Here is a 26,791-nt window from a genome sequence, read left to right on the forward strand (position 1 = left end):
TTTTGTGACGGTGGTGAACCGCGTTCCCGTATGACCACGGGCGCGGCCGGGCGACGTTCGAGCGCCCGAAATTTAGAAGAAAACCATCACCGCGGGACCGGTCTTTCGCCACGATCCGTCGTAACTATATCAATGGCGATCACGAAGGTTGTTATTGCCTGACCCGGTAATGGCGATCATGATGGCCGGGGGCCATAGAGGACGCGAATGCCAACTTTTTCTCAAAGCCTTGAACAATCGCTGCACCGTGCATTGGCGATCGCGAACGAGCGTCACCATCAGTACGCAACGCTCGAACATCTGCTGCTGTCGCTGATCGATGACTCGGATGCGGCGGCGGTGATGCGGGCCTGCAGCGTCGATCTCGACAAGCTGAGGACGAGCCTCGTCAATTATCTCGAGACCGAATTCGAAAACCTGGTGACGGACGGCGCGGATGACGCGAAGCCGACCGCCGGGTTCCAGCGCGTGATCCAGCGCGCGGTGATTCACGTCCAGTCGTCCGGTCGCGAGGAGGTGACCGGCGCCAATGTCCTGATCGCGATCTTCGCCGAGCGCGAGAGCCACGCTGCGTACTTCCTGCAGGAGCAGGACATGACGCGCTACGACGCCGTCAACTACATCAGCCACGGCATCGCCAAGCGGCCCGGCGTCTCCGAGGCGCGGCCGGTGCGCGGCGTCGACGAGGAGACCGAGACCAAGGGCAACGAGGACGCCAAGAAGAAGGGCGAGGCGCTCGAGACCTATTGCGTCAACCTCAACAAGAAGGCGCGCGACGGCAAGATCGACCCGGTGATCGGCCGCAATGCCGAGATCAACCGTGCGATCCAGGTGCTGTGCCGCCGCCAGAAGAACAACCCGCTGTTCGTCGGCGAAGCCGGCGTCGGCAAGACCGCGATCGCCGAAGGCCTCGCCAAGCGCATCGTCGACAGCGATGTGCCCGACGTGCTGGCAGCCGCGACCGTGTTCTCGCTCGACATGGGCACGCTGCTCGCGGGCACCCGCTACCGCGGCGATTTCGAGGAGCGGCTGAAGCAGGTCCTGAAGGAGCTGGAGGCGCATCCCAACGCCATACTGTTCATCGACGAGATCCACACCGTGATCGGCGCCGGCGCCACCTCCGGCGGCGCGATGGACGCCTCCAATCTGCTCAAGCCCGCGCTGGCTTCGGGCACGATCCGCTGCATGGGCTCGACCACCTACAAGGAATATCGTCAGCACTTCGAGAAGGACCGCGCGCTGGTGCGGCGCTTCCAGAAGATCGACGTCAACGAGCCGACGGTGGAAGACGCCATCGCGATCCTCAAGGGCCTGAAGCCCTATTTCGAGGATTACCATCGGCTGAAATACACCAATGAGGCGATCGAGGCGGCGGTGCAGCTCTCCTCGCGCTACATCCACGACCGCAAGCTGCCCGACAAGGCGATCGACGTGATCGACGAGTCCGGCGCGGCGCAGATGCTGGTCGCCGAGAGCAAGCGCAAGAAGACGATCGGCATCAAGGAGATCGAGACCACGATCGCGACCATGGCGCGGATCCCGCCCAAGAGCGTGTCGAAGGATGATGCCGAGGTGCTGAAGCATCTCGAGCAGACCCTGAAGCGCACGGTGTTCGGTCAGGACAAGGCGATCGAGTCGCTGGCGGCGTCGATCAAGCTGGCGCGTGCCGGCTTGCGCGAGCCGGAGAAGCCGATCGGCAGCTATTTGTTCTCGGGTCCGACCGGCGTCGGCAAGACCGAGGTGGCCAAGCAACTCGCGGCGTCGCTCGGTGTCGAGCTGCTGCGCTTCGACATGTCCGAATACATGGAGCGGCACACCGTGTCGCGCCTGATCGGCGCGCCTCCCGGTTATGTCGGCTTCGATCAGGGCGGCCTGCTCACCGATGGCGTGGACCAGCATCCGCATTGCGTCGTGCTGCTCGACGAAATCGAGAAGGCGCATCCGGATCTGTACAACGTGCTGCTGCAGATCATGGACCATGGCCGGCTCACCGACCACAATGGCAAGCAGGTCAATTTCCGCAACGTGATCCTGATCATGACCACGAATGCGGGCGCGGCCGACCTTGCACGGCAGGCCTTCGGCTTCACCCGCTCGAAGCGGGAAGGCGACGATCACGAGGCGATCAACCGGCAGTTCGCGCCTGAGTTCCGCAACCGGCTGGATGCGATCGTCTCGTTCGCTCACCTCAATGCCGAGGTGATCGGCATGGTGGTCGAGAAGTTCGTGCTTCAGCTCGAGGCGCAACTCGCCGACCGCGACGTCACGATCGAGCTGTCCGAGCCCGCCAAGGCCTGGCTGATCGAGCACGGCTATGACGAGCAGATGGGCGCACGTCCGATGGCGCGTATCATCCAGGAGCACATCAAGAAGCCACTCGCGGATGAAGTTCTGTTCGGCCACCTCAAGGGCGGCGGACATGTCCGCGTCGTTCTGGTCAAGGACGAGGTGGCTGCCAAGGACAAGATCGGATTCGAATATGTCGAGGGCCCGGTCACCCCGAAGCCCGAGAACCTGCCGCCGCGCAAGCGCAAGCCGCCGAAGGGCGGCCCGAACAACGGTGGCGGAGGCGGCACCAAGGGACCGGTCTCGAAGGGCCCGATGGTGAAGGCCTGAGGCGCGCGCAAGTGATCAAATGAAAAGGCCGGCTCACAGCCGGCCTTTTTGTTTGCGATCGTACGGCCGGAGCATAACGGCAGCTAGTTGAGCCGGGGGCTTAAGCTCCCTCATAGTCGGACAGCAACTTTGCAAGCAGTTCAAGTTCGTCAGGAGATTTTTCGGTCGGATCATTGATGACGTTCTGAAGCAAATAGAACTCGGTATCGTTCTTGATCCGCCCTCGCTTGAGGATATTGGCGTAACCTCGCGAGTATCGTTTGCGCAATTCGGAGAGCGTGATGATCCCGCGGCTGATCAGCTCGGCATCCAAATTCGCAACTTCGGCTGGATCAAAAGACGACGAACGTTCCACGCAGTCATTGATCGCTTGACGCAGTCGCTGGAAAGCCATTCGAGGACTTCTGTTTTCCATGGCCTCCAAGACAGCCAGAGGCTGCTCCTCCGATGGCAGACTCTCCGTCGGCATGTATCGTTCAACATAGAACGAAAAGAAATTCTTGAGCTGCGCATACTCGCTTCGATTGAAGTTCCGCATCGCTGCTTACCTTGTGGCTCGCTACCAAGCTCGAACTAGCGGGGAAGGGCAGATCGGGGGACTGTCGCGCCCCATCGCATTCCGGATTGTTGCCCGACGGATCGCGCCTCACTCGCCCTTCAAGCGCTGCCCCTCTTGAACCCGCACCCGCTCGGCGCCGCGGCTGCCGGCGGAGGACAGCCGCAGCGTGCTGAGGGCGGCGCCTGCGACGGCAAAGCCGACGGCGACCATCAGCGAGATCCTTGTGCCGTCGGCCGGATAGCGCGCCAGCAGCATCGCCACCAGCGCGGCGCCGATGGTCTGTCCGAGCAGGCGCGCGGTGCCCAGCATGCCGCTGGCGCCGCCCGAGCGCTCGCGCGGGGCGGCGGCGATCATGGTGCGGTTGTTCGGGGTCTGGAACAGGCCGAAGCCGACGCCGGCGAGCGCCATGCGCCAGATCACGTCGATCGGCGCCGCGTTGGCCGGCATCAGCGCGAGCGAGCCCAGACCTATCGCGAAGATCAGCAGGCCGATGCCGCCGAGCAGGCCGGCCGGGTAGCGCTCGACCAGCCATCCGGCGAGTGGGGCGGCGAAGGCGACCGCGATCGGCCACGGCGTGATCAACAGGCCGATCTGCACAGCGGAATATCCGAAATGGTTCTCCAGATAGAACGGCATCGCGACGAAGGCCAGCATCTGGCCGCAGAACGAGGCGATCGAGGTGCCGATCGACAGCGCGAAGATCGGAATCCGCAACAGGTCGACCGGCAGCAGCGGCGAGGGCAGATGCTGCTGGCGCCGGTACAGCAAATGCGAGGCGACCGCGGCGACCGCGAATTCCAATGCGCAGACATACAGCGCCTCGCCATGGCCGGCACTGTCGATCGCGCTGATGCCGAACCCGAATGCGATCGCGCTCATCGCAGCGCTCTGCCAGTCGAAGGCGTGAACCGCGGGTCTCGTGTGCGGCAGGAACCGCCAGCCCAGCGCCAGCGTCACGATGCCGAGCGGGACGTTGATGGCGAACAGATAGGGCCAGGTTCCGACCGCCAGGATGAACGAAGCGATGGTCGGGCCGACCGCGGCCGAGATCGCGACCACCAGCGCGTTGACGCCGATGCCGCGGCCGAGCTGCGAATGCGGATAGATGAAGCGGACGAGGGCGGTATTCACGCTGAGGATACCGGCGGCGCCGAACCCTTGCAGGATGCGAGCGATCGTCAGCAGCGGCAGCGTATGCGACAGCGCGCAGAACAGCGATGCCAGCGTGAACAGCAGCAATCCCGCGAGATAGACGCGGCGATAGCCGATGATCTCGCCGAGCGAGGCGAGCGGCAGCAGCGAGATGGTGATCGCCAGCTGATAGCCGTTGACGATCCAGATCGAGAATGCCGGGCTGGCGTTGAGATCCCGGGCAATGGTCGGCAGCGCGACATTGGCGATAGAGCCGTCGACGACGGCCATTACCAGGCCGAGCGCGATCGTGAGAATGGCCCAGTTGCGCTGCGGCTGCGGCAGCCCGTCGGGATGCTCAATAATCGCGGACGACATGTCGTGAGGTTGCTCTCGGTTCCAGCTTGGCGGGCTTACCGGATGCTGGATTAACCTCGCCTTTGCAACCCCCGAAATGTCCGCCCCGGGTGCACCGAAACGAGGCCGGGGAACGCGACGGCTCAACCCTGGCCGAGCAGTTCCTTGATGCGCCGCTGAAGCTGCCGCTTCTTGATCTCGCTGCGGCGGACCCGCTCATCGAGGTCGCTCACCGGCGTGTCCGAGGTCATGATCCGGAAAGCGAGGCCGACCCTGTTGGCCTGGCGCCAGATCAGGCGCGCCAGGAACGAGCGGCCCTTGCGCGCGATGTTAAGATTCATCTCTTCAGGCAAACGGGCGGCGTTACCGAATTCAACGCAGGCACCGCCTTCGCTGATGTTGCGGACGACGCAATCCATCGTCGAGCCACGTTCATTGATCTCCGCAACCGCACCGTAAAACACCTTGTCGCGTGGGGTCTGGCGCCGGTCCTGCATGGGAAATCCTCCTCAAATGAACGGCACAACTGTACCGGTCCGGACCTGCGAAAAGAAGGGTACGAGCGGAACCCGTTGCAGTTAGTGTAAATTGTTTGCACCTGTGAAGGCCCGGATTCCCCGCTATTTTGCGCCGCAAAGCGCCTCCGGAGCCTCGTTCTGACGGGGGTTTCTTAACGCGAACCGGTACCCGCTTCGCTCGAAAACGCGGTATTATGGCGCAAACGCCACAAGCCCTTACGCCTCTGGCTTAAATGGCATGTAGAACACTCCCCATGACTCACAGACGCCGCCGAAGGCTTTCATTTGTTCCGATAAGTCGGCTTGGGTCCGGATAACGAATTCATAGGTGACGTGCGCATTGATTCTAAGCTGCACGTACTGGTGTTCGTCATAGATTTCGACGTCCCGACACTTTGACCGAAGGAGCTGGATAGCTTCAGCGGGCGGTGGCCATGCCTGAAAGTCGATATTGAAATCGATTTCGTGGGGCAGAGAAAAATCAAATCCGCGCTTCGCCATGCTGCGAAGCACGTCCCCATCTGAATTGCGCGGCCAATCCGGGACCATCGCGATTTTGAACATTTGCCAGTCCTCGCGCTGGACTTAAATCTCCTCCAATACTACCTGTTCGAGTTCTAGGGCTGCAACACACGCAAGAAAGAATATTGCGGTAAAAGACCCGCGCTTGCTCATCGTGCTCGCCATCAACTTGTCGGATGAAGCGGTACTCTTCAGTTCGGCAGTCGGCTGTGCCGCCACTCGCGCGGCGACAGGCCGTAATGGTCGCGGAACACGCGGCCGAAATGCGAGAGATCGTTAAAGCCCCAGGCGAACGCGATCTCGCTGATGTGGCGATGCGCGTGTGCCGGCGAGGCGAGGTCGCGCTTGCAGCGCTCCAGCCGTTGCGCAAGCACGAAGCGCTGGAACGAGGTGTCCTCGTCGGCGAGCAGGCTGTTGACATAGCGCGGCGAGATGCCGACCGCTGCGGCGGTTTCGGTGAGGCCAAGCTCAGGGTTCGGCAGATGTGCCAGGATGTGCGCCTTCAGCCGGTAGAGCAGGGCGGAGCGGTGGGTCGAGGCCTGTAGCGCCACGCCGCCGATGCGCTCGCTGATCGCCATCGCAAGCAAGTCCGCGGCCTGATCGGCGAGGCGGATCGCGCTGTCCGGATCGAGCCTGTCGGCGATATCAGCGAGTCCCGAGATGAACTGCCAGGCGAGCCGCTGCACCGGGCGATCGGACGTGAACGTCGTCGCCGTCAGACCCTGGGTGCCGGCAAAGCGCCGGTGCAGCATTGCGCGCGGCACCTGGAAGATGGTCTGCGTGAAGTCGTCGTTGAAGCGCAGCTCATAGGGCCGCGTGGTGTCGTAGAATGCGAACTCGCCGGGCTGGATCACGGTCTCGCGGCCGTCCTGCACCACGCCGCCCGAGCCGCTCCGGCCGAGCGCGAACAGAACGAAATCCTCGCTGGCACGCGCGATCCGCGACGGCGTGCGCAGCACGCGCTGCCGGCTCGACGATACGACGGAGCACTTCGCCGGACCGAGCTGCGTGCTGGTGATGGCGCCGTGGAAAGCGGAGCCGAGGTCGGACTTGCAATCCAGCTGCACGAATACGTCGCAGACGATGTCCTGCCAGAGCGCCAGGCGCCGATGCGTGGGCGCATTGTCCGTGGTGAACAGGGCCGGCATGATTTCCTCCCTTCACGAGTGCAAACGCTGGCCACGCAAGCAAGCAAGCTCCGTACCGGCGACGGCTGCGGGAATCTCCTCCGCAGTCGAATTTTCCTTCCGTCCTGGTCGAACGGCGGTCCCGGTCCCGGGGCAGCATGATGTCAGAAGCGGCCGCGGCCGATCAAGACCGAACCGGCCGGAGCGGCCGGCTGCGAGGAGGACATCATGGGTATCGAACATCCGAAATATCGCGTTGCGGTGGTGCAGGCGGCGCCGGCCTGGCTGGATCTCGACGCCTCCATTGCCAAGAGTATTGCCCTGATCGAGGAGGCCGCCGCCAAGGGGGCAAAGCTGATCGCATTCCCCGAGGCCTTCATCCCCGGCTATCCTTGGTACATCTGGCTGGATTCGCCGGCCTGGGCGATCGGGCGCGGCTTCGTGCAGCGCTATTTCGATAACTCGCTGAGCTACGACAGTCCGCAGGCCGAGCAGCTGCGGCTCGCGGTGAAGAAGGCCGGCATGACCGCGGTGCTCGGCCTGTCCGAACGTGATGGCGGCAGCCTCTATCTCGCGCAATGGCTGATCGGCCCCGACGGCGAGACCATCGCGAAGCGACGCAAGCTGCGGCCGACCCATGCCGAGCGCACCGTCTATGGCGAGGGCGACGGCAGCGATCTTGCGGTGCATGACCGCCCCGGCATCGGCCGCCTCGGCGCGCTGTGCTGCTGGGAGCATCTGCAGCCGCTGTCGAAATACGCGATGTATGCCCAGAACGAGCAGGTGCATGTCGCGGCCTGGCCGAGCTTCTCGCTGTACGATCCGTTTGCGCCGGCGCTCGGCTGGGAGGTCAACAACGCGGCCTCGCGCGTCTATGCGGTCGAGGGCTCGTGCTTCGTGCTGGCGCCCTGCGCCACGGTCTCGCAGGCGATGGTCGACGAAATGTGCGATCGCGAGGACAAGCACGCACTGCTGCATGTCGGTGGCGGACACGCCGCGATCTATGGGCCCGACGGCAGCTCGATCGCCGAGAAGCTGCCGCCCGATCAGGAGGGGCTGCTGCTCGCCGATATCGATCTCGGCGCAATCGGGATCGCCAAGAACGCCGCCGATCCGGCCGGGCACTATTCTCGGCCCGACGTCACCCGCCTGCTGCTGAACAAGAAGCCCTCGAAGCGGGTCGAGCATTTCGCGCTGCCGCTCGACAGTTTCGAGGAAATCGACGCGGCCGCGAGCTGAACGCATCAACTGGAGGTGACTGCCATGGAATCCGCGATTCCTCCTCATTTGCAGACAGCGCGCTCCCGTCATCGTCGTGTGCCTGACGACTACGCGCCGCCATATCCGTCCTTCGTCGCGCGCCACAAGCCCGCGGTCGCGAGCGTGATCATGGCCTATTTCGGCGTGCAGTTTCGTGGCGAGCCGACCGCCGCCGCGACTGGGGCTCTGGCGCAGATCGCAAAGCGCTTCGCCGGCGAGAACGGTCCGACCCATTGGGACCGCGCGCAATATGTCGACCAGGCCGGCTTCACCAATGTCGTCTCGGTCGCCTATTGGGACGATGCCGGGCGTTTCGACGCTTGGTTCGGCGATGCGCGCGAAGCCTGGACCTGCAGCACCGCCAGCGATGGCGTCGGCCGTTTCATCGAGGTGCTGCGGCCGCATGTTGCGCGCTACGAGACGCTGTTCTCCTCGCTCGGCCGCCCGGAAGGCGTCGCGGTGCTTGCCGACGGTATGAGCGGCGAGGTGCAGGAGCACGCCTATTGGGGCGGCATGCGCGACCGCATCCCGCTGTCGCAGACCGACGCGATGACGCCGGGCGGTGAGCCGCACATCATCCGCGATGGCGCGCGCATCCGCGTGGTCGCGCATGACAATCTCTGCCTGATCCGCTCCGGTCAGGACTGGAGCGACACCGAGACGTCGGAACGCAAGATGTATCTCGACGATGTCGAGCCGGTGCTGCGCGAGGGCATGGATTTCCTGCGCGACGACGGCGTGCCGATCGGCTGCTACGCCAACCGCTACATGCGCGTGGTCGATGCGGACGGAAGGCTGACGGAAAAATCCTACGGCCAGAGCTGGTGGAAGAGCCTCGCGGCATTGGAGCGCTGGGCGGAATCGCATCCGACCCATGTCCGGATCTTCGGCGCGGCGATGAAGTATCTGTCGACCTTGGGGCCGTCAGCGAAACTCAGGCTGTATCACGAGGTCACGGTCGCCGCCGCCGACGAGCAGTTCTTCGAGTATCTCGGCTGCCACGAACGGACCGGCATGCTGAATGCGGTGCAGCTCGCGGCGGCGCCATCGAGCTAAGGGCGCAGCCGGCCGCCATGCGTCGTGATGGCCTGCGCCAGCTCCACGGCCGGGCCGCGCTTGGTCCGCCGTGCGGTGCGGACCACGAACTCGACGCTGCCGAGCGGCGGCAGACCTGACGCCGGCATCGCTTCCAATCCATCCGGGATCAGGCCCTGTGCCTGCGGCGTGATGCCGAGACCGGCGAGCGCCGCGGCGCGCAGCCCGCTGAGGCTGCCGCTGGAGCAGACGATGCGCCACGGCCGTCCGAACCGCTCCATGGCCTCCAGCACGACGCTGCGGCTGACGCTCGGCGGCGCGTAGAGGATCAGGGGCAATGGCTGCTCGGGATCGAGCCGCATGCCTGGTGCGCCGGTCCACACCAGGCGGTCCTGCCACACCAGCTGTCCCGGCGCGTCGCCGGGCCGGCGTTTGCCGAGCACGAGGTCGAGCTCGCCGGCGTCGAGCTGCTGGTACAGCACGGCGCTGAGGCCGATGGTCAGCTCGAGATCGACCTGCGGATGGCGGCGGACGAAGTCGCGCAGCAGATCGGGCAGGCGGGAGCTCGCAAAATCCTCCGCGGCGCCGAACCGGACCTTGCCGCGCACCTGCGAGCCCGCGAAGTAATCGCGGGCGCGCGCGTTGGCCTCGAGGATCGGGCGCGCGAAGCCGGTCATCGCCTCGCCGTCGGCGGTGAGCACCACCGAATGGGTGTCGCGCACGAACAGGCGGCGGCCGGCGGCGGCCTCGAGCTTGCGGATGTGCTGGCTCACCGTCGACTGCTTCAGGCCGAGCCGGCGGCCGGCCTCGGTGAAGTTCTGCGTCTGCACCACCGTGAGGAAGGTCTCTAACTGGGCCGGGTCGAGCATCGCGGCGATCCATCATTACATAACGTAATGATGATAACATCGGTAAGCGCAGTTCACAATCAGCCTCGCAGGGGGCACCTTTCGGCCAAGGAAAGGAACCTGCCATGACCATCAGCCGTCTCCGATCATTCGTGCCTGTCGACCCCTACGTCGCCGCCATCGTCGGGATGGTCGGCCTCGCCACGCTGCTGCCGCTGCACGGGCAGGGCACCGTGATCGGCGGTTACGCCACCGATGCCGCGATCGCGCTGCTGTTCTTCCTGCACGGCGCCCGGCTGTCGACGACGGAGGCGCTGGTCGGCGCCCGGCACTGGAAGCTGCACCTCGTGATCTTCCTGTCGACCTTTGCCCTGTTCCCGCTGCTCGGGCTCGCGGCGCATGCGTTGGCGCCGCATCTCTTGACGCCGGCACTGTGGGCGGGCGTGATCCTGATCTGCATCCTGCCGTCGACGGTGCAGTCCTCGGTCGCCTTCACCTCGATCGCGCACGGCAACGTGTCGGCGGCGCTGTGCTCGGCGACCGCCTCCAACCTGCTCGGCATCGTCGCGACGCCGCTGCTGGCGGGCGTGCTGCTCTCCAGCCATGGCGGGTTCTCCGGCAATGCCGCGCTCGACATCGTCGTGCAGCTCCTGCTGCCGTTCGTGGCGGGGCAATTGTCGCGGCCGCTGATCGGAAGCTGGGTCGCGCGGCACCATGCGATGCTCGGCCTGGTCGATCGCGGCTCGATCCTCCTGATCGTCTACACCGCGTTCAGCGACGGTGTCAGTCACGGCATCTGGCACCAGGTCAACGCGACGCAGATGGCGATCGTGCTCGGCCTCGACGCGCTGCTGCTGGCGATCGTGCTGCTGATCACCAATTTCGGCAGCCAGCTGCTCGGCTTTTCGCGCGCCGACCGCATCGCGATCATGTTCTGCGGATCGAAGAAGAGCCTGGCGAGCGGGTTGCCGATGGCGAGCGTGCTGCTTGCCGGCCAATCCGTCGGGCTGATCGTGCTGCCGCTGATGCTGTTCCACCAGATCCAGCTGATGACCTGCGCCGCGTTGGCGCGCCGTTATGCGGGGGCCAGCGAAGCGAATTCTGGCGACGCCGTCCCTGCGCTTGTCGAAGCGCACTGAGTAGAGGCATTTTCACCTCCGCTGTCGTCCCCCGGCTCGACCGGGGGACCCAGTACGCCGCGGCGTCTCCGTCTTCACAACCGTCTCTGGAATACTGGATCGCCCGGTCGAGCCAGGCGATGACACCGTGAGTTGGGCGGGCGATCGTGCTTAGCTTTCGGCCCGACGCTACGCGACGCGCAGCCCCTTTGCGATTTCCTTCTGCGCGTCGAACTCACGGCGCAGTCTTGCCAGCTCCTCGGCACTCAGGGCGTCGGCGTTGCTGTAATCGCGCTTCCAGGACGCATCCTCGCTCCAGCGCAGCGGCGACTGCACGGTGGTCTGCGGTCCGGGCGCGGACTCCAGCACGCGCAGCGCGAGCTCCAGCGTGAGGGCCTGCGAGGCGACATCATGTGGTTTGCCGGCGGAATTGCCCAGCGGGAAATCGGAGAACAGGAAGCGCGGCACCGCGGCGTGCTCGACGATATCCTTGGCGCAGCCCATCACGACGGTCGGGATGCTGTTGGCCTCGAGATGCCGCGCCACCAGGCTGACGGTCTGGTGGCAGACCGGGCAGTTCGGCACCAGCACCACGGCGTCGACCTTGTCGTCGCGGCAGCGCTTGAGGATTTCGGGCGCGTCGGTCTCGATGGTGACGCGGTGGCTGCGATTGGTCGGGGCGCCGAAAAAGCGCGGCGCGACTTCACCGATTGCGCCAGAAGCGGCGAGGCGCTTGAGTTGCGCCAGCGGGAACCAGGTGCCGCTGTCGGTCGCCGCAGTGTGGGTGCGGTCATAGGCGATGTGCGAAATCCGCAAATCGTGCTGCTGCGAGGTGTCGCCGTCATAGACCGAGTAGAATTTGGCCCCGCCATTGTATTTCGCGCCGGGACCCTGGTCGCCTCTGGCGGGATCGAACGGCGCCGCCGTCGTGATGATGGTAATGCGGGACTGGTTCAGCGGCTTCTTCAGGGGCTGGAACGGGGCGGAGGTGTAATGCGCCCAGCGGTAGGGGGTGGTGTAGCCGATCGCCGCGTAATAATCGCGGGTCCGCTTCATGTAGCCGATCGGGGCGTCGTCGTCGGGGGCAAAGCCGAGTTGATCGTCCGTAGCTGCGGCCATTTTGCGCTCCCTTTTGCGCGCCATCATTTCAGTCCATAGCTAGACCACGAGCTTGCGGTGTCAAGCCGCGCCAGCGCGGGAACAGATTTGCCATGCGAACAGGTCTTTGCACCGCATTGGTCCTGCTTGTGTTGCTGGTGCCGACGCTCGGCGCCGGCGCGGAGGACGCGCCTGCCGCAGCCCCGGCGCCGTCGCCGCCAAGCGCCGAGCAGCCCGCAACGCCGCCCGCGGACAAGCCGGCGGCGCCCGCCGAAAAACCCGCGGAGGTGCCGGCCGAGCCGCCTGCGCCTCCGCCGACAGGGCAGGTCGCTCCATCGGCCGAGAAACCTGCGGCCACAGCCGACAAGCCGGCGGATGACGCGCGCGAGAGCGACACCCGCGAGGCGATGTGCCTGATGATCGAGTCGGCGGCGCGGGCCAACGATCTGCCGCTCGAATTCTTCGCGCGCGTGATCTGGCAGGAGAGCCGCTTCCAGGCCGATGCGATCGGCCCGATCACCCGCAGCGGCCAGCGCGCGCAGGGCATCGCGCAGTTCATGCCGGGCACGGCAAACGAGCGCGGGCTGCTTGATCCCTTCAATCCGGTGCAGGCGCTGCCGAAGTCGGCCGAATTCCTCAGCGAGCTGCGCAACCAGTTCGGCAATCTCGGCCTCGCGGCCGCCGCCTACAATGCCGGCCCGCGCCGGGTGCAGGACTGGCTCGCCGGCACCGGATCGATGCCGCAGGAGACCCGCAACTACGTCTCCGCGATCACCGGCTCCAGCGTCGACGACTGGGCCGCTGCTGCTCGCAACAATGGCAAGATGCCGGAGCGTCCGCCGGCAAAGAGCTGCCGCGAGCTGATGGCGCTGTTGAAGCGCGCGCCCAACCCGTTCGTCGCGGGTCTCGAGCAGCACATCACGCTGTCGGCCGCGAAGGTGTGGGGCGTACAGCTCGCCGCCGGCTTCAGCCGCGACAAGGCGCTCGCGATGTATGCCCGCGCGATGAAGCGGCTGTCGAACGTGATCGGCGATCAGGATCCGAGCCTGCTCGGCTCGCGGCTGCGCAGCCGGGGCAGCGCGACGTTCTACCAGGTGCGCATCGGCGCCGACACGCGCCCCGAAGCCGACGGCCTCTGCAACCGCATCCGCAAGGCGGGCGGGGCATGCTTCGTGCTGAAGAATAGAGCGTGATCTCTCCGCGTCATTGCGAGCGAAGCGAAGCAATCCATCGCTCCATGCGCGGATAGATGGATTGCTTCGTCGCTTCGCTCCTCGCAATGACGAGCGGGGATTTATCGCCGTCGCATACCGGCCCTGTGCGCTCCCTTGCTTGACCCGCTGAGCACCGCGCCCTAAGCCGCCGATATTGCAAAACCATCCGGCTTCCCGTGGCGCTTCCTCCGCTCGATTCTCCGCAATGGCAGACCTCGTTCCGCGCCTTCATGTGGGGCGCGCGGTCGATCGGCGCGACCGTGCTCACCCTGGTGCTGTTTGCGACCTATCTCGGGATCGGCGCGCTGGCGCATGATAGCGGCTTCTCGCTGGGCTGGACCCTGGCGAGCACGGCATTCGTCTGGGCCGGGCCCGCGCAGATCATCGTGATCACGACGCTCGGCTCCGGCGCCACCGTGCTGCAATCGGCGATCGCGGTCACCGTGAGCGCGATCAGGCTGTTTCCGATGGTGGTCTCGGTGTTGCCGTTGATGCGCACCGAACAGACCAAGCGGCGGCATCTGATCCTGGTGGCGCATCTCACCGCCGTGACGCTGTGGGTCGAATGCTACCGCTTCCTGCCGCAGGTGCCGCGTATCAGGCGGATCGCCTTCATCCACGGGCTCGGCTTGGGGCTGGTCTCGGTCTGCCTGGTCGCCAACACGATCGGCTACACGCTCGCGGCCAACCTGACGCCGCTGCTCGCCGCCGGCATGCTGATGCTGACGCCGCTCGCCTTCCTGTTCTCCACCGCGCGCAACTGCCGCGAGCTCGCCGACGTCATCGCGCTGCTGCTCGGGCTCTTGCTGTTCCCGCTGGCGGCACTGCTCAACAGCGGCATCGATATCCTGATCAGCGGCGTTGTGGCCGGAACGATCGCCTATGGCGTGCACCGGGCGCGGGCGGGCGTCGTGAGGGTGCGCGCATGAGCAGTTTCATCGGCGACTGGCACGCGCTCGCGATCCTGTTCGTCGCAGGCGTCATCCCCAATCAGATCTGGCGCATGCTCGGCCTGTGGTTCGGCGGCGGCATCGACGAGAATTCTGAGCTGCTCGTCTGGGTGAGGGCGGTCGCCACCGCGATCCTCGCCGGGATCATCGCGCAGATCGTGGTGCAGCCGCCGGGGGCGCTCGCCAGCGTGCCGGACTGGCTGCGTTACGGCGCTGTCGCTGCGGGCTTTGCCGCGTTCATGCTGGCGCGGAAATCGATCTTCGCCGGCGTGATCGTGGGCGAAGTCGTGATGATCGCGGGCAAATACTGGCTCGGCTGATTGCGGCGAGCGCATTATCCGCTACTCTCGTTCCCCAAGAAGAAAACAACGGGGAAACGGCATGCAGCGGCGCGCATTATCGCAGTTCATTGTTGCTCTGACGGCGCTGCTGGTGGCGGCGTTGCCGGCGCAGGGCGCGGATTATCCGATGCGTCCGATCAAGCTCGTGGTGCCCTATGCCGCGGGCGGGCCGACCGATGTGCTCGGCCGCCTCGTCGGCGAATATCTCGGGCGCGATCTCAAGCAGGTGGTCGTGGTCGAGAACAAGGCCGGTGCGCAGGGTGCGATCGGCGCCGAGGCCGTGGCGCGTTCCGATCCCGACGGCTATACGCTGTTCGTGACGGCGGCCTCGATCTTCGTGCTCAATCCGCTGCTCTACAAGAAGCTGCCTTACGATCCGGTCAGGGACTTTCGCCTGCTGTCGGTCATCACGGACGCGCCGATGATCATGGAGGTGAATCCCTCGGTACCGGCAAAGACGATCGCGGAGTTCGTCGCCTACGCCAAGAAGAATCCCGGCAAACTCAATTTCGGATCGGCCGGCACCGGCGGCACGGTTCATCTCGCCGGCGAGATGTTCAAGCAGATGGCCGGCGTCGAGATGACCCACGTGCCGTACAAGGGCGCCGGACCCGCGCTACAGGATTTGCTGTCCGGCAATATCCAGCTGATGTTCGACACGCTCGGCACCGCGCTGCCGCCGGTCAGATCAGGCATGCTGCGTGCACTCGGCGTCAGCTCGACCGAGCGCATCCCCGATTTGCCCGACCTGCCGACGATTGCGGAGAGCGGATACCCTGATTATGCGGTCAGCGTCTGGTATGGTATTGCAGCGCCGTCGAAGGTGCCTGACGAGATCGCCAGCAAGATCAAGGCGAGCCTCGACCGGGCCTTGAATGACGAGGCGTTCCGCGCTTCGCTGGTCAAGATCGGCTTTCCGCCGTTGCGCGCGAAGAGCCAAGCCGAGATCGACAAGTTCGTGGACACCGACCGCGCGCGGTGGGCTGATGTGGTCAAAGCGCTGAACATATCGTTGGACTGACACATGGTACGAGAAATGGAATTGCGCCAGGGCGAGGTCGCTGTCGACATGCCGGCGCCGCGCGATGCTGCCCTGGTCTTCATCGGCCGCATCCGCACGCCCTGGACCTCGCGGCTGGCGACGCCGCGGCAGGGGCGGCATGACGGCCCGGTGTGCCGGCTCGAGATCTTCGAGCCCTGGGTCGCCGCGATCAAGGGCGTCGATTTCTACTCGAATCTCGAAGTGCTGTACTGGCTGCACCAGTCGCGTCGCGACATCGTGCTGCAAAGCCCGAAGAACAACGGCAACACCCGCGGCACGTTTTCGCTGCGCTCGCCGGTGCGCCCGAACCCGATCGGCACCTCGATCGTCAAGCTGGTCGGCGTCGAGGGCAACGTCATCCTGGTGCGCGGCCTCGACTGCCTCGACGAGACGCCGCTGATCGACGTCAAGCCCGATCGCTGCGAGTTCACCCCGCTGGCTCCGCCGCAGGCCGGGGATTTCGAGACGGAGTGACCATGAAACGTAGTATTCTCGGCGCATTGATCGTGCTTGCGTCGTTCACGGCTTCGGCGGCGGCGCAGGACTTCAAGCAATACCGGACCACGACGCTCGACGCGTTGGTCGACGAATGGAATCGCAAGACCAGCAAAGAGGGGCCGGGCTATTCCTTTTCGCGGCCTGAAAAGCTCAAGCTCATTGTGAAGCTCGGCCAGGCGCCGAAACCGTGCGAGACCGATCCGCTTCGCCTGGTTCTGAGAACGATGGGTTTCGAGAAGGTATTGGAACAGGTCAAGGTCAGCCAATGTATCGGACTCGTATCCGACGGCGGGCGCGCGATGCCAGCTTACGTTCAGGATGTCCTCGTCGATGGCTTGAATGCTGACGCCAAGGTCGGCCGGTCCATCGAAGCCTACGTTGATTTTCTGGCGTTCGAGGTGAATGCCGACCGATCGCGGAACAGGGCGATCCTGATGCTCAACCGCTTCGAGCCACTCTGAGCGGCCGAGACTTCAGACGCGTAGCCCGGATGGAGCGAAGCGAAATCCGGGAGCGGTCCGGCAAGCGGCACAATTCCCGGATTGCGCTACGCTTCATCCGGGCTACGAAATGGCGCGTCATGCGGGCTATTTCAACGCTGCAACCAACTTCGCGGCATGCGCCTCCAGCACCTTGCCGTCTTCCTTGTGGCTCGCAGGCGGCAGCAGCGCGATGCCGTTCTTGCGCGGCATCACGTGCATGTGGAGATGGAACACGACCTGGCCGCCGGCGGGCTCGTTGAATTGCTGCACGGTGATGCCGTCGGCTTCGAATGCCTTCATCGCAGCGGCCGCGATCTTGTGCGAGGCGCGCGCGACGTGCGCGTAATCGTCCGGCGAGATGTCGAGGATGTTGCGGGCAGGGGCTTTCGGGATGACAAGCGTGTGCCCGGGCGAGCGCGGCATGATGTCGAGGAAGGCGAGCACGTGCTCGTTCTCGTAGACCTCGTAGGACGGAAACTCGCCGCGCAGGATTTTCGCGAAGGGATTGTTGTTGTCATAGGCGGGCATGGCGGCGGCTCCTCGGGTCTTGTAGCGCTAATGTCTCGGTCGCGGCTGAAACGTCAAGCGTCGTCGTCGACGGTCTTCCGGAACGGGCCGGCCTCGGCGAGCTCGCGGCCGACCTCGGCGACATAGTCGCGCTCGCGCTTGAGGTAATCGGCAATCGCGCGGCGCAGGCCGGGGTCGGCGATGAAGTGCGCCGAGTAGGTGGTCTGCGGCAGGTAGCCGCGTGCCAGCTTGTGCTCGCCCTGTGCGCCGGCCTCGACTACCTTGAGCCCGCGCTGAACCGCGAAATCGATCGCCTGGTAGTAGCAGACCTCGAAATGCAGGAACGGGTGATGCTCGATTGCGCCCCAGTTGCGGCCGAACAGGGTGTCCGAGCCGATGAAGTTGATGGCGCCCGCGATCCAGCGGCCGTTGCGCTTGGCCATCACCAGCAGCACGTCGCGCGCCATGCTCTCGCCGATCAGCGAGAAGAATTCGCGGGTGAGATACGGCCGGCCCCATTTGCGCGAGCCGGTCTCCATGTAGAACTCGAAGAACGCATCCCAGGCGTCCTCGGTGATGTCTGACCCCGTTAGCCAGTGGATGGTGATCCCGGCGGCAAGAGCCTCGCGGCGCTCGCGCTTGATGCCCTTGCGGTGGCGCGAGTTCAGCGAGCCGAGAAAGTCGTCGAAGGTCTTGTAACCTTCATTGTGCCAGTGGAACTGCTGGTCAGTCCGCTGCAGGAAGCCGTGCGCACCGAGGAACCTTGCCTCATCCTCGCGGGCAAACGTCACATGCACCGAGGAGGCCTCGGTGGCGTTGCAGAGCGCCCGCAGGCCCCGCGCCAGCGCGGAGCCGATCACCTCGCGGTCGACCCCGTCGCGGATCAAGAGCCGCGGCCCGGTCGCGGGCGTGAAGGGGACGGAGACCTGCAGCTTCGGATAATAGCTGCCGCCGGCGCGGTGATAGGCCTCCGCCCAGCCGCGATCGAACACGTATTCGCCCTGCGAGTGCGATTTCAGATAGCAGGGCACGACGCCGACGATCCGGCCATCGAGTTTCGCCACCAGATGCCGCGGCCCCCAGCCGGTCCGCGGGCAGGCCGAATTGGAAGCTTCCGCGGCGGCGAAAAAGGCGTGGGAAACGAATGGGTTATAGCTCGAACTTGCGACGGTCTGGCAATCGCCTGCGGCGGCGGGCGAGGCCAGCGTGTCGAGGTTATGGATGCCGTCCGCGTCCGCCTTCGGATTGGCACAGGCGTCCCATTCGGCGGCCGGAATGCCGCCGATGTCAGCCACAGCCTCTAGGGTGATTTCAGACGACGCCATCGAGAGTGAAGACCGGTGCCTCTTTTGAGCATGATCTTTCCGGAACAGCTGGCTCCACTTCCGGATCATGCTCCCGCATTCCGCCATCGCAGATGACGACCAACTCCCGACAACATCGTGCGTCGCAGCGACGAGTTCAAGACTGCAAAGGGCCTCTCTGGGGCATGTCAGGTTCCCGGCACAAAGCCCTCGAAGATCATCTGGTCGGCGTAGCGGGCGGCGCGCTCGCGCTGTTCCGCGGTTCGCACCGTCCAGGCCAGCAGCGGGCAGCCGAACACATTGCGGGCGATCCAGGGCGCCGGCGCCGGCAGCTGGTTGACCCAAAAGGCGACGAAATGCGGCTCGGTCCTGAAGCCGTGGCGCAGATACAGCATGCCGTCGCGCTGGGCCGCGCTCAGCTTGTCCCAATAGCCGTCGTCATAGGTGCGCTGGGCGGTGATGCCGCGCGGCAAATTGGGCATGGTCTCGCGCAGTGCCAGCACCTGGTCGGGATCGAAGGACATGCCGACGACAGGACCGGAATAGGACGACAGCACCTCGGCCATCCGGGCGACCAGTCTGCGGTCGCCGTCGAAATGGCTCTTCACCTCGACCACCAGCGGGACGCGGCCGGCGACCAGCGCACAGAGGTCGCCGAGCGTCATCATCTGCTCGGACGTGCCCTTGAACTTGACCGCCTTCAGCTCGGCCGCCGTCTTGGCCGCCAGCAGGCCCGACCCCTCGGTGAGGCGGCCGAGCGCATCGTCATGATGCACCATCGCCTCGCCATCGGCGGTGAGCTGGATGTCGCACTCGATGGCGAAGTTGCCGGCGATCGCGGCGGTAGCCGCGGCCGGCATGTTCTCGATGATGCCGCGTGCGGCATCATGCAGGCCGCGATGGGCGACCGGCCGTCTCGTCAGCCAATCGGGGGCGCGCATCGATCAGGCGACTTCGAACACGCCTTCGACTTCGACCGCGGCGTCTGCCGGCAGCGAGGCGACACCGACCGTGGTGCGGGCATGACGGCCCTTGTCGCCGAACGCTGCGACCATCAGGTCGGAAGCGCCGTTCAGCACCTTCGGGCCGTCGAAGAAATCAGGTGCGGAGTTGATGAAGCCACCGAGCCGCACCACGCGCACGACCTTGTCGAGATCGCCGAGCGCGGCCTTGATCTGCGCCAAGAGGTTGATCGCGCAGCCCTGCGCCGCGGCCACGCCTTGCTCCAGCGTGACGCCGGCCCCGAGCTTGCCCTTGGCGATCAGCTTGCCTTCGGCGTTGAAACAAACCTGGCCGGAGACGAAAAGCAGGTTTCCGCTGCGGACGAAGGGGACATAATTTGCGACCGGGGAGGTCGGCTCGGGAAGTGTGATGCCCTGTGACGCCAGTTTTTGTTCGACGGTACCCGCCATCTTTTGTCCCCCAATAGGTTTGCACGAAGCCTGAAACGCGGTCAGGGCCAAGTTTGTTTCGATTGTTTCGCGCATCGTGCCGCAGGTTGCAAGGGACGGTCACGTGAGGGCCTGGCGGCCGCTGCGTGCGAAATAGCATGGAAAACTGTCAAAACGCCGGCAGTTTCGCCGCGTACATTGCGATTTTGTCAGACTTGCCCCAGTTGCGGCGCAATACCACCGTCACTATTGTGGCGAATCCCAGCCTCGAGGAAAACACATGAACCTTCCGTTTCGGAATCCGTCGCGTGCCCTGGTGCTCACGATCGCCGTCGCCGCAGGATCCGGTATGGTTCAAGGCTCCGCTGCTGCGGCAAGCGGGCCGTTTCTCGCGCATCAGGCGCTCTACGATCTGAGCCTGGTGAAATCACGCGGCTCCAATTCGGTCAGCGATGCGCGCGGGCGCATCCTCTACAATTTCTCCGGCAGTTCCTGCGAAGGCTACACCTCCGAATTCCGCCAGGTGTCCGAACTCGACAGCGGCGAGGGCAAGGTGACGCTGTCAGACCTGCGTTCCACGTCCTGGGAGGACGCGTCGGGCAAGAGCTACCGCTTCAAGATCGACACGCGGATGAACGACAGTAACTCGTCGCCGGTCGACGGCATCGCCGAGCGGGTCGGCGATCATATCACCGTGAAGCTGACCCAGCCGGTGAAGAAGACGTTCAATATCGACGGCAAGATCGTGTTCCCGACCGAGCAGATCCAGCACATCATCGCCGCCGCCCGTGACGGCAAGTCGGTGCTCGAGCAGACCGTCTATGACGGCTCCGACAATGGCGAGAAGGTCTACAACACCCTGACCGTGATCGGCCGCCCGATCGCGGGCGACCGCGCGCCGTCGTCGCCCGATCCGTCGACCGCGAGCGATGCGATGAAGACCATGACGCGCTGGCCGGTGACGGTGAGCTATTATGACAGCGACGCGCGGGCGAAGGACGGCGAGCAGACGCCGGTCTACGCGATGTCGTTCGAGCTTTACGAGAACGGCGTCTCCCGCGCGCTGGTGCTGGACTACAACGATTTCGTGATCTCCGGCGCGCTGGACAAGTTCGACGTGAGGGATTCCAAGCCCTGTAAGTAATGGGCTCGCTATCGCCACTCACTCGGTGTCGTCCCGTGCAAGCGAAGCGCGACCGGGATCCATAACCACGACCGTCAATTGTCGCAGAGCGCTGGAGCCACAGCGGGCTTCAACAGCTGCTCCCTGTGGTTATGGGTCCCTGCTTTCGCAGGGACGACAGCGGAGCAAGATTAAGGCCCCCGCGAGACCGCTCTGGCCGGAACCAGCAGACGCGAGTACGCTTCCTGAAACACGCGTGTCAGGGAGGCACATCATGAGCAAGCTCGATCATCTTCGCCCCAGCGGCCTGCATCACAATCCGGCTTACTCCCACGTCGTCGTCGCCTCGGGCGCGCGCACGATCTACATTTCGGGACAGGTGTCCACTGACGAGGAGGGCCGGGTGGTCGGCGCCGGCGATCTCGCCGCGCAGACGACGCAGGTGATGCAGAACCTCGGCATGGCGCTGAAGGCCGCCGGCGCCAGCTATTCCAACATCGTCAAGATCACGACCTTCGTGGTCGGCTACAAGCCGGAGCTGCGCCCGATCATCGGCAAGGCACGCTCGGCGTTCTTCGAGGGCATGGAGCCGCCGGCCTCTACGCTCGTCGGCGTCACCGCGCTCGCGGCCCCGGAATGGCTGATCGAGATCGAGGCGGTTGCGGTCGCGGATTGAGGGTAGTGCCTCCCCGTCATTGCGAGCGCAGCGAAGCAATCCGTACTTCCGCGCGTGCGGAGCGATGGATTGCTTCGTCGCTGCGCTCCTCGCAATGACGGAGTTCTGGTCGCGGTCGAGCCCGGACTACTCCGGCTTTCCTGGCCCCTCATAGGCAATGCCGCGGATCACGGCGGCATTGCCGAACTTCTTGCGCAGATTGTCCATCGCGCGTTCGGCGTGCGCCGAGCGGCGGTCGAGCATGTCGGAATCGTTGGCCTGCGACCCCGGGCGCAACGCGCTGACGCCGGCGCCCATCAGGCGGAAGGCGGTACCGTCGATCTCCTTGACGAGCATCTCGCGTGTCACCGCGAAGATCTTGGCGGCCAATTGGGTCGGGGTCTGGATCGATTGCGAACGGGTGCGCTGGCGGAAATCAGCGGTCTTCAGCTTCAACGTGATGGTGCAGCCTGAGAGGTCGCTGCTCTTCAGCCGCGCCGAGGTCTTCTCCGACAGTTTCCAGAGCAGCTTTTCCAGGGTTGCAAAATCGCGGATGTCGGTCTCGAAGGTGGTTTCGCTCGAGATCGTCTTGGCGCCGCGATCGGGCACCACGCTGCGGTCGTCGATGCCGCGCGCCAGCCGCCACAGCCTGCGGCCTTCGCTCGCGAACTGCTTCATCAGCTCGTTCTCGTCGGCGCGCTGCAAATCGGCGATGACGCGGAACCCGCGTTGCACCAGCTTCTCCTGCGTCGCCGGCCCGACGCCGTAGATGAAGCCGACCGGCTTGCTGGCCAGCATCTCGCGCGCCTCGTCCTGGTCGAGCGTGGCGAAGCCCCTCGGCTTGTCGAGATCGGAGGCGATCTTGGCGAGGAACTTGTTGCAGGACAGCCCGACCGACACCGTGATGCCGATGTCGTGCTCGACCTCGCGGGCGAATCTGGCGAGCACCTTGGCCGGGATCATGCCGTGGACGCGTTGCGTGCCGGAGAGATCGAGGAACGCTTCATCGATCGACAGCGGCTCGACCAGCGGCGTCAGCGCCTGCATCGCCTGGCGCACCTCGCGCCCGACCCGGACATATTTCGCCATGTCGGGCGGGATCACGGTCGCGTCCGGGCAGAGTTCCAGCGCCTTGAACATCGGCATCGCCGAGCGGACGCCGTAGGTGCGGGCGATGTAGCAGGCGGCCGACACCACGCCGCGCTTGCCGCCGCCGATGATGACGGGGCGGTCGGCGATGTCAGGATTGTCGCGCTTCTCGACCGTGGCGTAGAACGCGTCGCAGTCGATATGGGCCAGCGCCAGCGCAGGCAGGGTGCGATGACGCACCAGCCGCGGCGACCCGCAACGGCCGCATCGTTTGACCTTGATATCGAGATCGCCGAGGCAGTCCCGGCAGAAACTGAGGGGGCCGTCGGGAGCTGCCGCTGCCGTCGTCACGGCACGTCGCGCTCCCATTTCGGGTCGCCCAGCACCTGGTGGGCGGCGGCGATGTTGGTCGGGTGCAGTTCGGAGGCTTCGGCGAACGCCTTCACGGTGGCGTCGTCGCGCATCACGAAATCGAGCACGCTCGCAAGAAATTGAGGATTGGACGCAGCGTTCCGCAACGTCTCTGGACCGATTCCGGTTTCGGCCAGGAACAAGCCCAGTCGTTCGGGATCGCCGGCAATGAAGCCGAGCGCCTGAATCGCAACGATTTCAGCAACTTCCCGGGGGTTGTGAACAGGCTTTTTCAACGCGCCGGTTTGCCTTTCCGTTAACTTATGGTCTCTATTGAGAGGCCCATCATGCCCGAGTCTTCCGCGTGTGTTCAAGCAACGGAAACCACGCTGCGGAAGTTGGACTAACGGGTTAACGGGTTAGAGCGATTCTGGCGCTAGTTTGAATTCACATTTTCGACGCGTCCCGAGCGCGGTGCGTGAGGTGCCGCAGCCGGGCCCGTCTCCTGGGTTTGGGAGGGACGGGATGGCCAAAACCGTCCTGATCGTGGAGGACAATGAGCTCAACATGAAGCTCTTTCGCGATCTGTTGGAAGCGCATGGCTATCAGACTTCGGGCACCAGCAATGGTTTCGAAGCGCTCGATCTCGTCCGCAAGCTGCGCCCCGACCTCATTTTGATGGATATTCAACTGCCCCAGGTTTCCGGCCTCGAGGTCACGCGCTGGATCAAGGACGATCCCGATCTGCGCACGATACCGGTGGTCGCGGTTACCGCCTTCGCCATGAAGGGCGACGAAGAGCGCATCCGCGAGGGCGGCTGCGAAGCCTATTTGTCCAAGCCGATCTCGGTCGGCAAATTTATTGAGACTGTCCGACGCTTTATCGGATAGGGGAGTTGTGGTGCCATGTCCGCGCGTATCCTCGTCGTCGATGACGTTCCGGCGAACGTCAAGCTGTTGGAAGCCCGCCTTTCGGCCGAATATTTCGATGTGCTGACCGCTTCCAACGGGGCCGAGGCGCTGGAAATCTGCGCGCGCGCGGAATGCGACATCATCCTGCTCGACGTCATGATGCCTGATATGGACGGCTTCGAGGTCTGCCGCCGCTTGAAGTCGAATCCGGCGACCCATTTCATCCCGGTCGTCATCGTAACCGCGCTCGACAGCCCGGCCGATCGCGTGCGCGGGCTTGAAGCCGGCGCCGACGACTTCCTGACCAAGCCGGTGTCCGACGTCGTACTGATCGCGCGTGTGCGCTCGCTGACGCGGCTGAAGATGATGACCGATGAGCTGCGCATGCGCGCCATCACCTCGCTCGAGATCGGCATGCAGGCGCCCGAGCGCAGCGCGATCGCGGATCGTGGTACCGGCGGCCGCATCCTCTTGGTCGACGACCGGCCGTCGTCCTACGAGAAGCTGGCGCCGATCCTCTCCGCCGAACATACCGTCGACGTCGAGACCAATCCGTCTGAAGCGCTGTTCCATGCCGCCGAGGGCAATTACGACCTGCTGATCGTGTCGCTCAGCCTCGATAATTTCGACGGCCTGCGGCTGTGCAGCCAGGCCCGCTCGCTGGAGCGAACGCGTCAGGTGCCGATCCTTGCGATCTCGGATGCCGACAACAACACGCGGCTGATGCGCGGGCTCGAGATCGGCGTCAACGACTATCTGCTGCGTCCGGTCGATAAGAACGAATTGCTGGCGCGGGCGCGCACCCAGATCCGCCGCCGCCGCTACACCGATCATCTGCGCGACAACGTGCAGAACTCGATCGAGATGGCGATCACGGACGCGCTGACCGGCCTCAACAACCGGCGCTACATGGAGAGCCACCTTGCGACGCTGGCGGAGCAGGCCTCGATCCGCGGCAAGCCGCTGGCGCTGATGATCCTCGACATCGACTACTTCAAGGCGATCAACGACACCTACGGCCACGATGCCGGCGACGACGTGCTGCGCGAATTCGCCGTTCGCATCCGCAAGTCGATCCGCGGCATCGATCTGGCCTGCCGTTATGGCGGCGAGGAGTTCGTGATCGTGATGCCGGAGACCGATCTGCATGTCGCCGGCATGGTTGCCGAGCGGCTGCGCCGCTCGATCGCGGGCGAGCCCTTTGCCGTCGACAAGGGCGGCAAGCGGATCACGGTGACGATCTCGATCGGTCTCACCACGCTGGAGCGCAAGGGCGAGCCGGTCGGCGATGTGCTCAAGCGCGCCGACACCGCGCTCTATCGCGCCAAGCACGATGGCCGCAACCGCGTGGTCTCGGCGGCGGCGTAGTCGCATCTCGTAGCCCGGATGGAGCGAAGCGCAATCCGGGATTTTTCGCCATTTGCACAACTGTCCCGGATTTCGCTGCGCTCCATCCGGGCTACTTAGTGCCTTACCGTCCGCGCTTCACCGCGTCATAGGCCATCCGCTTGAACTCGAACGAGAACGGATGGACGAACGCCATCTGGCGCTGCGCCATCATCACGCCGGCGATGCCCTTTCGGGGCGAAATCCACCACTGCGTGCCCGCGACGCCGCCCCAGTAGAATTCGCCGGCGGCATCGGGATGATCGATCGGCGAGGGGTTGAGGATCAGGCCGCCGGCAAGCCCATGCGCCTTGCCGGGCTGCTCGCCCATCATCGCAAAGCGGATCCATTGTCCGTCCGGCAACTGGTTGGACATCATCGCTGCAATGGTGTCCGGCTTCAGCAGCGTTGGTCCGCCGGGCAGCAGGCTGCGGATCAGTGCGACCATGTCGGGCAGCGTCGACACTAGGCCGCCGCCGCCATTGAGCCGCGCGACCGGGCGCAGATAGGCGCCGGGGAAGGGCGCATTGTCGGTGCGGGTGAGGCCCGGCTTCATCGGCTCCATGAGATCGGCGCCCGCGTAATACGCGACCAGGCGCCCCTGATCCTGCTCGGGAACGACGAAGCCGGTATCGACCATGCCGAGCGGATCGAGGATGCGCACCTTGATGAACTTGTCGAAGCTCTGGCCGCTGACCACCTCGACGAGGCGCGCCACCACGTCGATCGCGAGCGAGTATTCCCACGACGTGCCCGGCTGATAGATCAGCGGCAGGCCGGCCAGCACATCGACCATCTCGGCTAGGGTCGTATTGGGATTGTGCACGCCGCGCTCGTTGAGCGCCTTGAAGATGACGGTGCCGGGATCGAAGAAGCCGTAGCTCAAACCGGCGCTGTGGCTCAGCAATTGGCGGATGGTGATCGAGCTGCGCGCCGGCTCGGTGTCATCGATCGACGTCGCACCGGGCCGCAGTACCTTCCGGTTTCCAAGCTGCGGGATGTAGCTCTCGATCGGATCGTCGAGCCGCAAACGTCCTTCCTCGAACAGCAGCAGCACGGCGCAGGAAGTGATGAGCTTGGTGTTGGAGAACACGCGGAAGATATGGTCGGTGCGCAGCGGGATCTGCGCTTCCTTGTCGGCCCAGCCGACGCACGAGACATCGACGAGGTCGCGGCCGACCATCACCGCGGACGAAATGCCGGACAGGAGATTGTTGTCGATGTAGCGCTGCATGGCGGCGCGCGCCGGCGCGAAATCGTAGCCGGTGGCCGTCACCTTCAGATCTTCCATGGTCGCTCCCCTGTTGCGCCGCGCCGTTCGCGCGGTCGTCGGCCATCTCGCGTGACGGAATATCCG

General features: G+C 64.9%; 28 protein-coding genes. 14 read left to right on the forward strand and 14 right to left on the reverse strand.

The genetic code is table 11. The features are described from left to right. The first annotated feature begins 207 nt into the window (after window positions 1–207). The gene (gene clpA, locus FBZ93_RS08595) at window positions 208–2,616 is read left to right on the forward strand and encodes an ATP-dependent Clp protease ATP-binding subunit ClpA (RefSeq protein ID WP_146985508.1); all 2,409 of its coding nucleotides are present in this window, start codon (window positions 208–210) and stop codon (window positions 2,614–2,616) included. 100 nt (window positions 2,617–2,716) lie between these two features. Here the strand turns inward: clpA and FBZ93_RS08600 are convergent, their stop codons facing one another. From FBZ93_RS08600 to FBZ93_RS08620, 5 genes are all read right to left on the reverse strand, one after another. Continuing rightward, on the reverse strand, window positions 2,717–3,154 hold the full coding sequence (locus FBZ93_RS08600; protein ID WP_146985509.1) for a hypothetical protein: 438 nt from the start codon (window positions 3,152–3,154) through the stop codon (window positions 2,717–2,719). A 108-nt stretch (window positions 3,155–3,262) separates the two neighbouring features. Continuing rightward, on the reverse strand, window positions 3,263–4,684 hold the full coding sequence (locus FBZ93_RS08605) for an MFS transporter (RefSeq protein WP_146985510.1): 1,422 nt from the start codon (window positions 4,682–4,684) through the stop codon (window positions 3,263–3,265). Between the two features lie 122 nt (window positions 4,685–4,806). Beyond that, the gene (locus tag FBZ93_RS08610; RefSeq protein ID WP_146985511.1) at window positions 4,807–5,160 is read right to left on the reverse strand and encodes a PilZ domain-containing protein; all 354 of its coding nucleotides are present in this window, start codon (window positions 5,158–5,160) and stop codon (window positions 4,807–4,809) included. A gap of 237 nt (window positions 5,161–5,397) precedes the next feature. After that, entirely contained in the window at window positions 5,398–5,745 is a 348-nt protein-coding gene (locus tag FBZ93_RS08615) for a ribonuclease E inhibitor RraB (protein ID WP_146985512.1), read from the reverse strand. Window positions 5,746–5,894: 149 nt separating this feature from the next. Continuing rightward, a complete protein-coding gene (locus tag FBZ93_RS08620; RefSeq protein WP_146985513.1) occupies window positions 5,895–6,851 on the reverse strand; it encodes a helix-turn-helix domain-containing protein in 957 nt (318 codons plus the stop codon). Window positions 6,852–7,058: 207 nt separating this feature from the next. Between FBZ93_RS08620 and FBZ93_RS08625 the strand changes: the two genes are divergently transcribed. Further along, on the forward strand, window positions 7,059–8,069 hold the full coding sequence (locus FBZ93_RS08625; protein WP_146985514.1) for a carbon-nitrogen hydrolase family protein: 1,011 nt from the start codon (window positions 7,059–7,061) through the stop codon (window positions 8,067–8,069). A gap of 24 nt (window positions 8,070–8,093) precedes the next feature. Further along, entirely contained in the window at window positions 8,094–9,146 is a 1,053-nt protein-coding gene (locus FBZ93_RS08630) for a phenylacetaldoxime dehydratase family protein (protein ID WP_146985515.1), read from the forward strand. Here the strand turns inward: FBZ93_RS08630 and FBZ93_RS08635 are convergent. Further along, window positions 9,143–9,994, reverse strand: coding sequence for a LysR substrate-binding domain-containing protein (locus FBZ93_RS08635; RefSeq protein ID WP_146985516.1), 852 nt, complete (start codon window positions 9,992–9,994; stop codon window positions 9,143–9,145). The genes FBZ93_RS08630 and FBZ93_RS08635 overlap by 4 nt on opposite strands. A 104-nt stretch (window positions 9,995–10,098) precedes the next feature. Here FBZ93_RS08635 and FBZ93_RS08640 point away from each other — a divergent pair, with 104 nt between their 5' ends. After that, on the forward strand, window positions 10,099–11,112 hold the full coding sequence (locus FBZ93_RS08640; protein WP_146985517.1) for a bile acid:sodium symporter family protein: 1,014 nt from the start codon (window positions 10,099–10,101) through the stop codon (window positions 11,110–11,112). A 168-nt stretch (window positions 11,113–11,280) separates the two neighbouring features. Here FBZ93_RS08640 and FBZ93_RS08645 read toward each other — a convergent pair whose 3' ends face one another. Next, complete coding sequence (locus FBZ93_RS08645) at window positions 11,281–12,210, reverse strand: glycine/sarcosine/betaine reductase selenoprotein B family protein (protein ID WP_146985518.1); 930 nt, start codon at window positions 12,208–12,210, stop codon at window positions 11,281–11,283. 92 nt (window positions 12,211–12,302) lie between these two features. On the opposite strand from FBZ93_RS08645, the gene FBZ93_RS08650 reads away from it, so the two are divergent. The 6 genes from FBZ93_RS08650 (at window position 12,303) to FBZ93_RS08675 (ending at window position 16,695) form a co-directional block, all read left to right on the forward strand. Further along, window positions 12,303–13,382 carry a lytic transglycosylase domain-containing protein gene (locus tag FBZ93_RS08650; RefSeq protein ID WP_246667414.1) on the forward strand — a complete coding sequence of 360 codons (1,080 nt, stop codon included), beginning with the start codon at window positions 12,303–12,305 and terminating at the stop codon, window positions 13,380–13,382. Window positions 13,383–13,579: 197 nt separating this feature from the next. Next, the gene (locus FBZ93_RS08655) at window positions 13,580–14,332 is read left to right on the forward strand and encodes an AzlC family ABC transporter permease (RefSeq protein WP_146985519.1); all 753 of its coding nucleotides are present in this window, start codon (window positions 13,580–13,582) and stop codon (window positions 14,330–14,332) included. Then, a complete protein-coding gene (locus FBZ93_RS08660) occupies window positions 14,329–14,673 on the forward strand; it encodes an AzlD domain-containing protein (protein WP_146985520.1) in 345 nt (114 codons plus the stop codon). The genes FBZ93_RS08655 and FBZ93_RS08660 overlap by 4 nt, the downstream gene beginning before the upstream one ends. Window positions 14,674–14,734: 61 nt before the next feature. Next, window positions 14,735–15,715: a Bug family tripartite tricarboxylate transporter substrate binding protein gene (locus tag FBZ93_RS08665; protein WP_246667415.1), complete on the forward strand. Its 981-nt coding sequence runs from the start codon at window positions 14,735–14,737 to the stop codon at window positions 15,713–15,715. Window positions 15,716–15,718: 3 nt separating this feature from the next. Continuing rightward, on the forward strand, window positions 15,719–16,210 hold the full coding sequence (tsaA, locus tag FBZ93_RS08670) for a tRNA (N6-threonylcarbamoyladenosine(37)-N6)-methyltransferase TrmO (protein WP_146985521.1): 492 nt from the start codon (window positions 15,719–15,721) through the stop codon (window positions 16,208–16,210). After that, window positions 16,207–16,695, forward strand: coding sequence for a hypothetical protein (locus tag FBZ93_RS08675; RefSeq protein WP_146985522.1), 489 nt, complete (start codon window positions 16,207–16,209; stop codon window positions 16,693–16,695). Before tsaA ends, FBZ93_RS08675 begins: the two co-directional genes overlap by 4 nt. Window positions 16,696–16,821: 126 nt before the next feature. Here FBZ93_RS08675 and FBZ93_RS08680 read toward each other — a convergent pair whose 3' ends face one another. The 4 genes from FBZ93_RS08680 to FBZ93_RS08695 all read right to left on the reverse strand — a co-directional run bounded on the left by FBZ93_RS08680 (window position 16,822) and on the right by FBZ93_RS08695 (window position 19,939). Further along, window positions 16,822–17,244 carry an HIT family protein gene (locus FBZ93_RS08680; RefSeq protein ID WP_146985523.1) on the reverse strand — a complete coding sequence of 141 codons (423 nt, stop codon included), beginning with the start codon at window positions 17,242–17,244 and terminating at the stop codon, window positions 16,822–16,824. Between the two features lie 53 nt (window positions 17,245–17,297). After that, window positions 17,298–18,548, reverse strand: a complete 1,251-nt coding sequence (locus tag FBZ93_RS08685) for a GNAT family N-acetyltransferase (protein WP_146985524.1) — start codon at window positions 18,546–18,548, stop codon at window positions 17,298–17,300. A 167-nt stretch (window positions 18,549–18,715) separates the two neighbouring features. Beyond that, window positions 18,716–19,468 (reverse strand): glycerophosphodiester phosphodiesterase, encoded by a 753-nt coding sequence (locus FBZ93_RS08690; RefSeq protein WP_146985525.1) that lies wholly within the window; start codon window positions 19,466–19,468, stop codon window positions 18,716–18,718. A 3-nt stretch (window positions 19,469–19,471) separates the two neighbouring features. After that, complete coding sequence (locus FBZ93_RS08695; RefSeq protein WP_146985982.1) at window positions 19,472–19,939, reverse strand: RidA family protein; 468 nt, start codon at window positions 19,937–19,939, stop codon at window positions 19,472–19,474. A gap of 259 nt (window positions 19,940–20,198) precedes the next feature. On the opposite strand from FBZ93_RS08695, the gene FBZ93_RS08700 reads away from it, so the two are divergent. Both FBZ93_RS08700 and FBZ93_RS08705 read left to right on the forward strand, forming a co-directional pair. Further along, window positions 20,199–21,062 carry a cell envelope integrity EipB family protein gene (locus tag FBZ93_RS08700; protein WP_146985526.1) on the forward strand — a complete coding sequence of 288 codons (864 nt, stop codon included), beginning with the start codon at window positions 20,199–20,201 and terminating at the stop codon, window positions 21,060–21,062. A gap of 253 nt (window positions 21,063–21,315) precedes the next feature. Then, entirely contained in the window at window positions 21,316–21,717 is a 402-nt protein-coding gene (locus FBZ93_RS08705) for a RidA family protein (protein WP_146985527.1), read from the forward strand. A 126-nt stretch (window positions 21,718–21,843) separates the two neighbouring features. Here FBZ93_RS08705 and FBZ93_RS08710 read toward each other — a convergent pair whose 3' ends face one another. Both FBZ93_RS08710 and FBZ93_RS08715 read right to left on the reverse strand, forming a co-directional pair. Beyond that, window positions 21,844–23,154, reverse strand: a complete 1,311-nt coding sequence (locus tag FBZ93_RS08710) for a DNA polymerase IV (RefSeq protein WP_146985528.1) — start codon at window positions 23,152–23,154, stop codon at window positions 21,844–21,846. Next, window positions 23,133–23,432 carry a DUF3572 domain-containing protein gene (locus tag FBZ93_RS08715; protein WP_146985529.1) on the reverse strand — a complete coding sequence of 100 codons (300 nt, stop codon included), beginning with the start codon at window positions 23,430–23,432 and terminating at the stop codon, window positions 23,133–23,135. Before FBZ93_RS08715 ends, FBZ93_RS08710 begins: the two co-directional genes overlap by 22 nt. Window positions 23,433–23,661: 229 nt before the next feature. Between FBZ93_RS08715 and FBZ93_RS08720 the strand changes: the two genes are divergently transcribed. Then, window positions 23,662–24,027: a response regulator gene (locus FBZ93_RS08720; protein ID WP_016845968.1), complete on the forward strand. Its 366-nt coding sequence runs from the start codon at window positions 23,662–23,664 to the stop codon at window positions 24,025–24,027. Between the two features lie 15 nt (window positions 24,028–24,042). Next, window positions 24,043–25,416 (forward strand): PleD family two-component system response regulator, encoded by a 1,374-nt coding sequence (locus FBZ93_RS08725; protein ID WP_146985530.1) that lies wholly within the window; start codon window positions 24,043–24,045, stop codon window positions 25,414–25,416. 103 nt (window positions 25,417–25,519) lie between these two features. Here the strand turns inward: FBZ93_RS08725 and FBZ93_RS08730 are convergent, their stop codons facing one another. Beyond that, window positions 25,520–26,725 carry a serine hydrolase domain-containing protein gene (locus FBZ93_RS08730; protein ID WP_146985531.1) on the reverse strand — a complete coding sequence of 402 codons (1,206 nt, stop codon included), beginning with the start codon at window positions 26,723–26,725 and terminating at the stop codon, window positions 25,520–25,522. Between the last annotated feature and the right edge of the window lie 66 nt (window positions 26,726–26,791).

It is taken from the genome of Bradyrhizobium macuxiense (assembly GCF_007993935.1).
Taxonomy (GTDB): Bacteria; Pseudomonadota; Alphaproteobacteria; order Rhizobiales; family Xanthobacteraceae; genus Bradyrhizobium; species Bradyrhizobium macuxiense_A.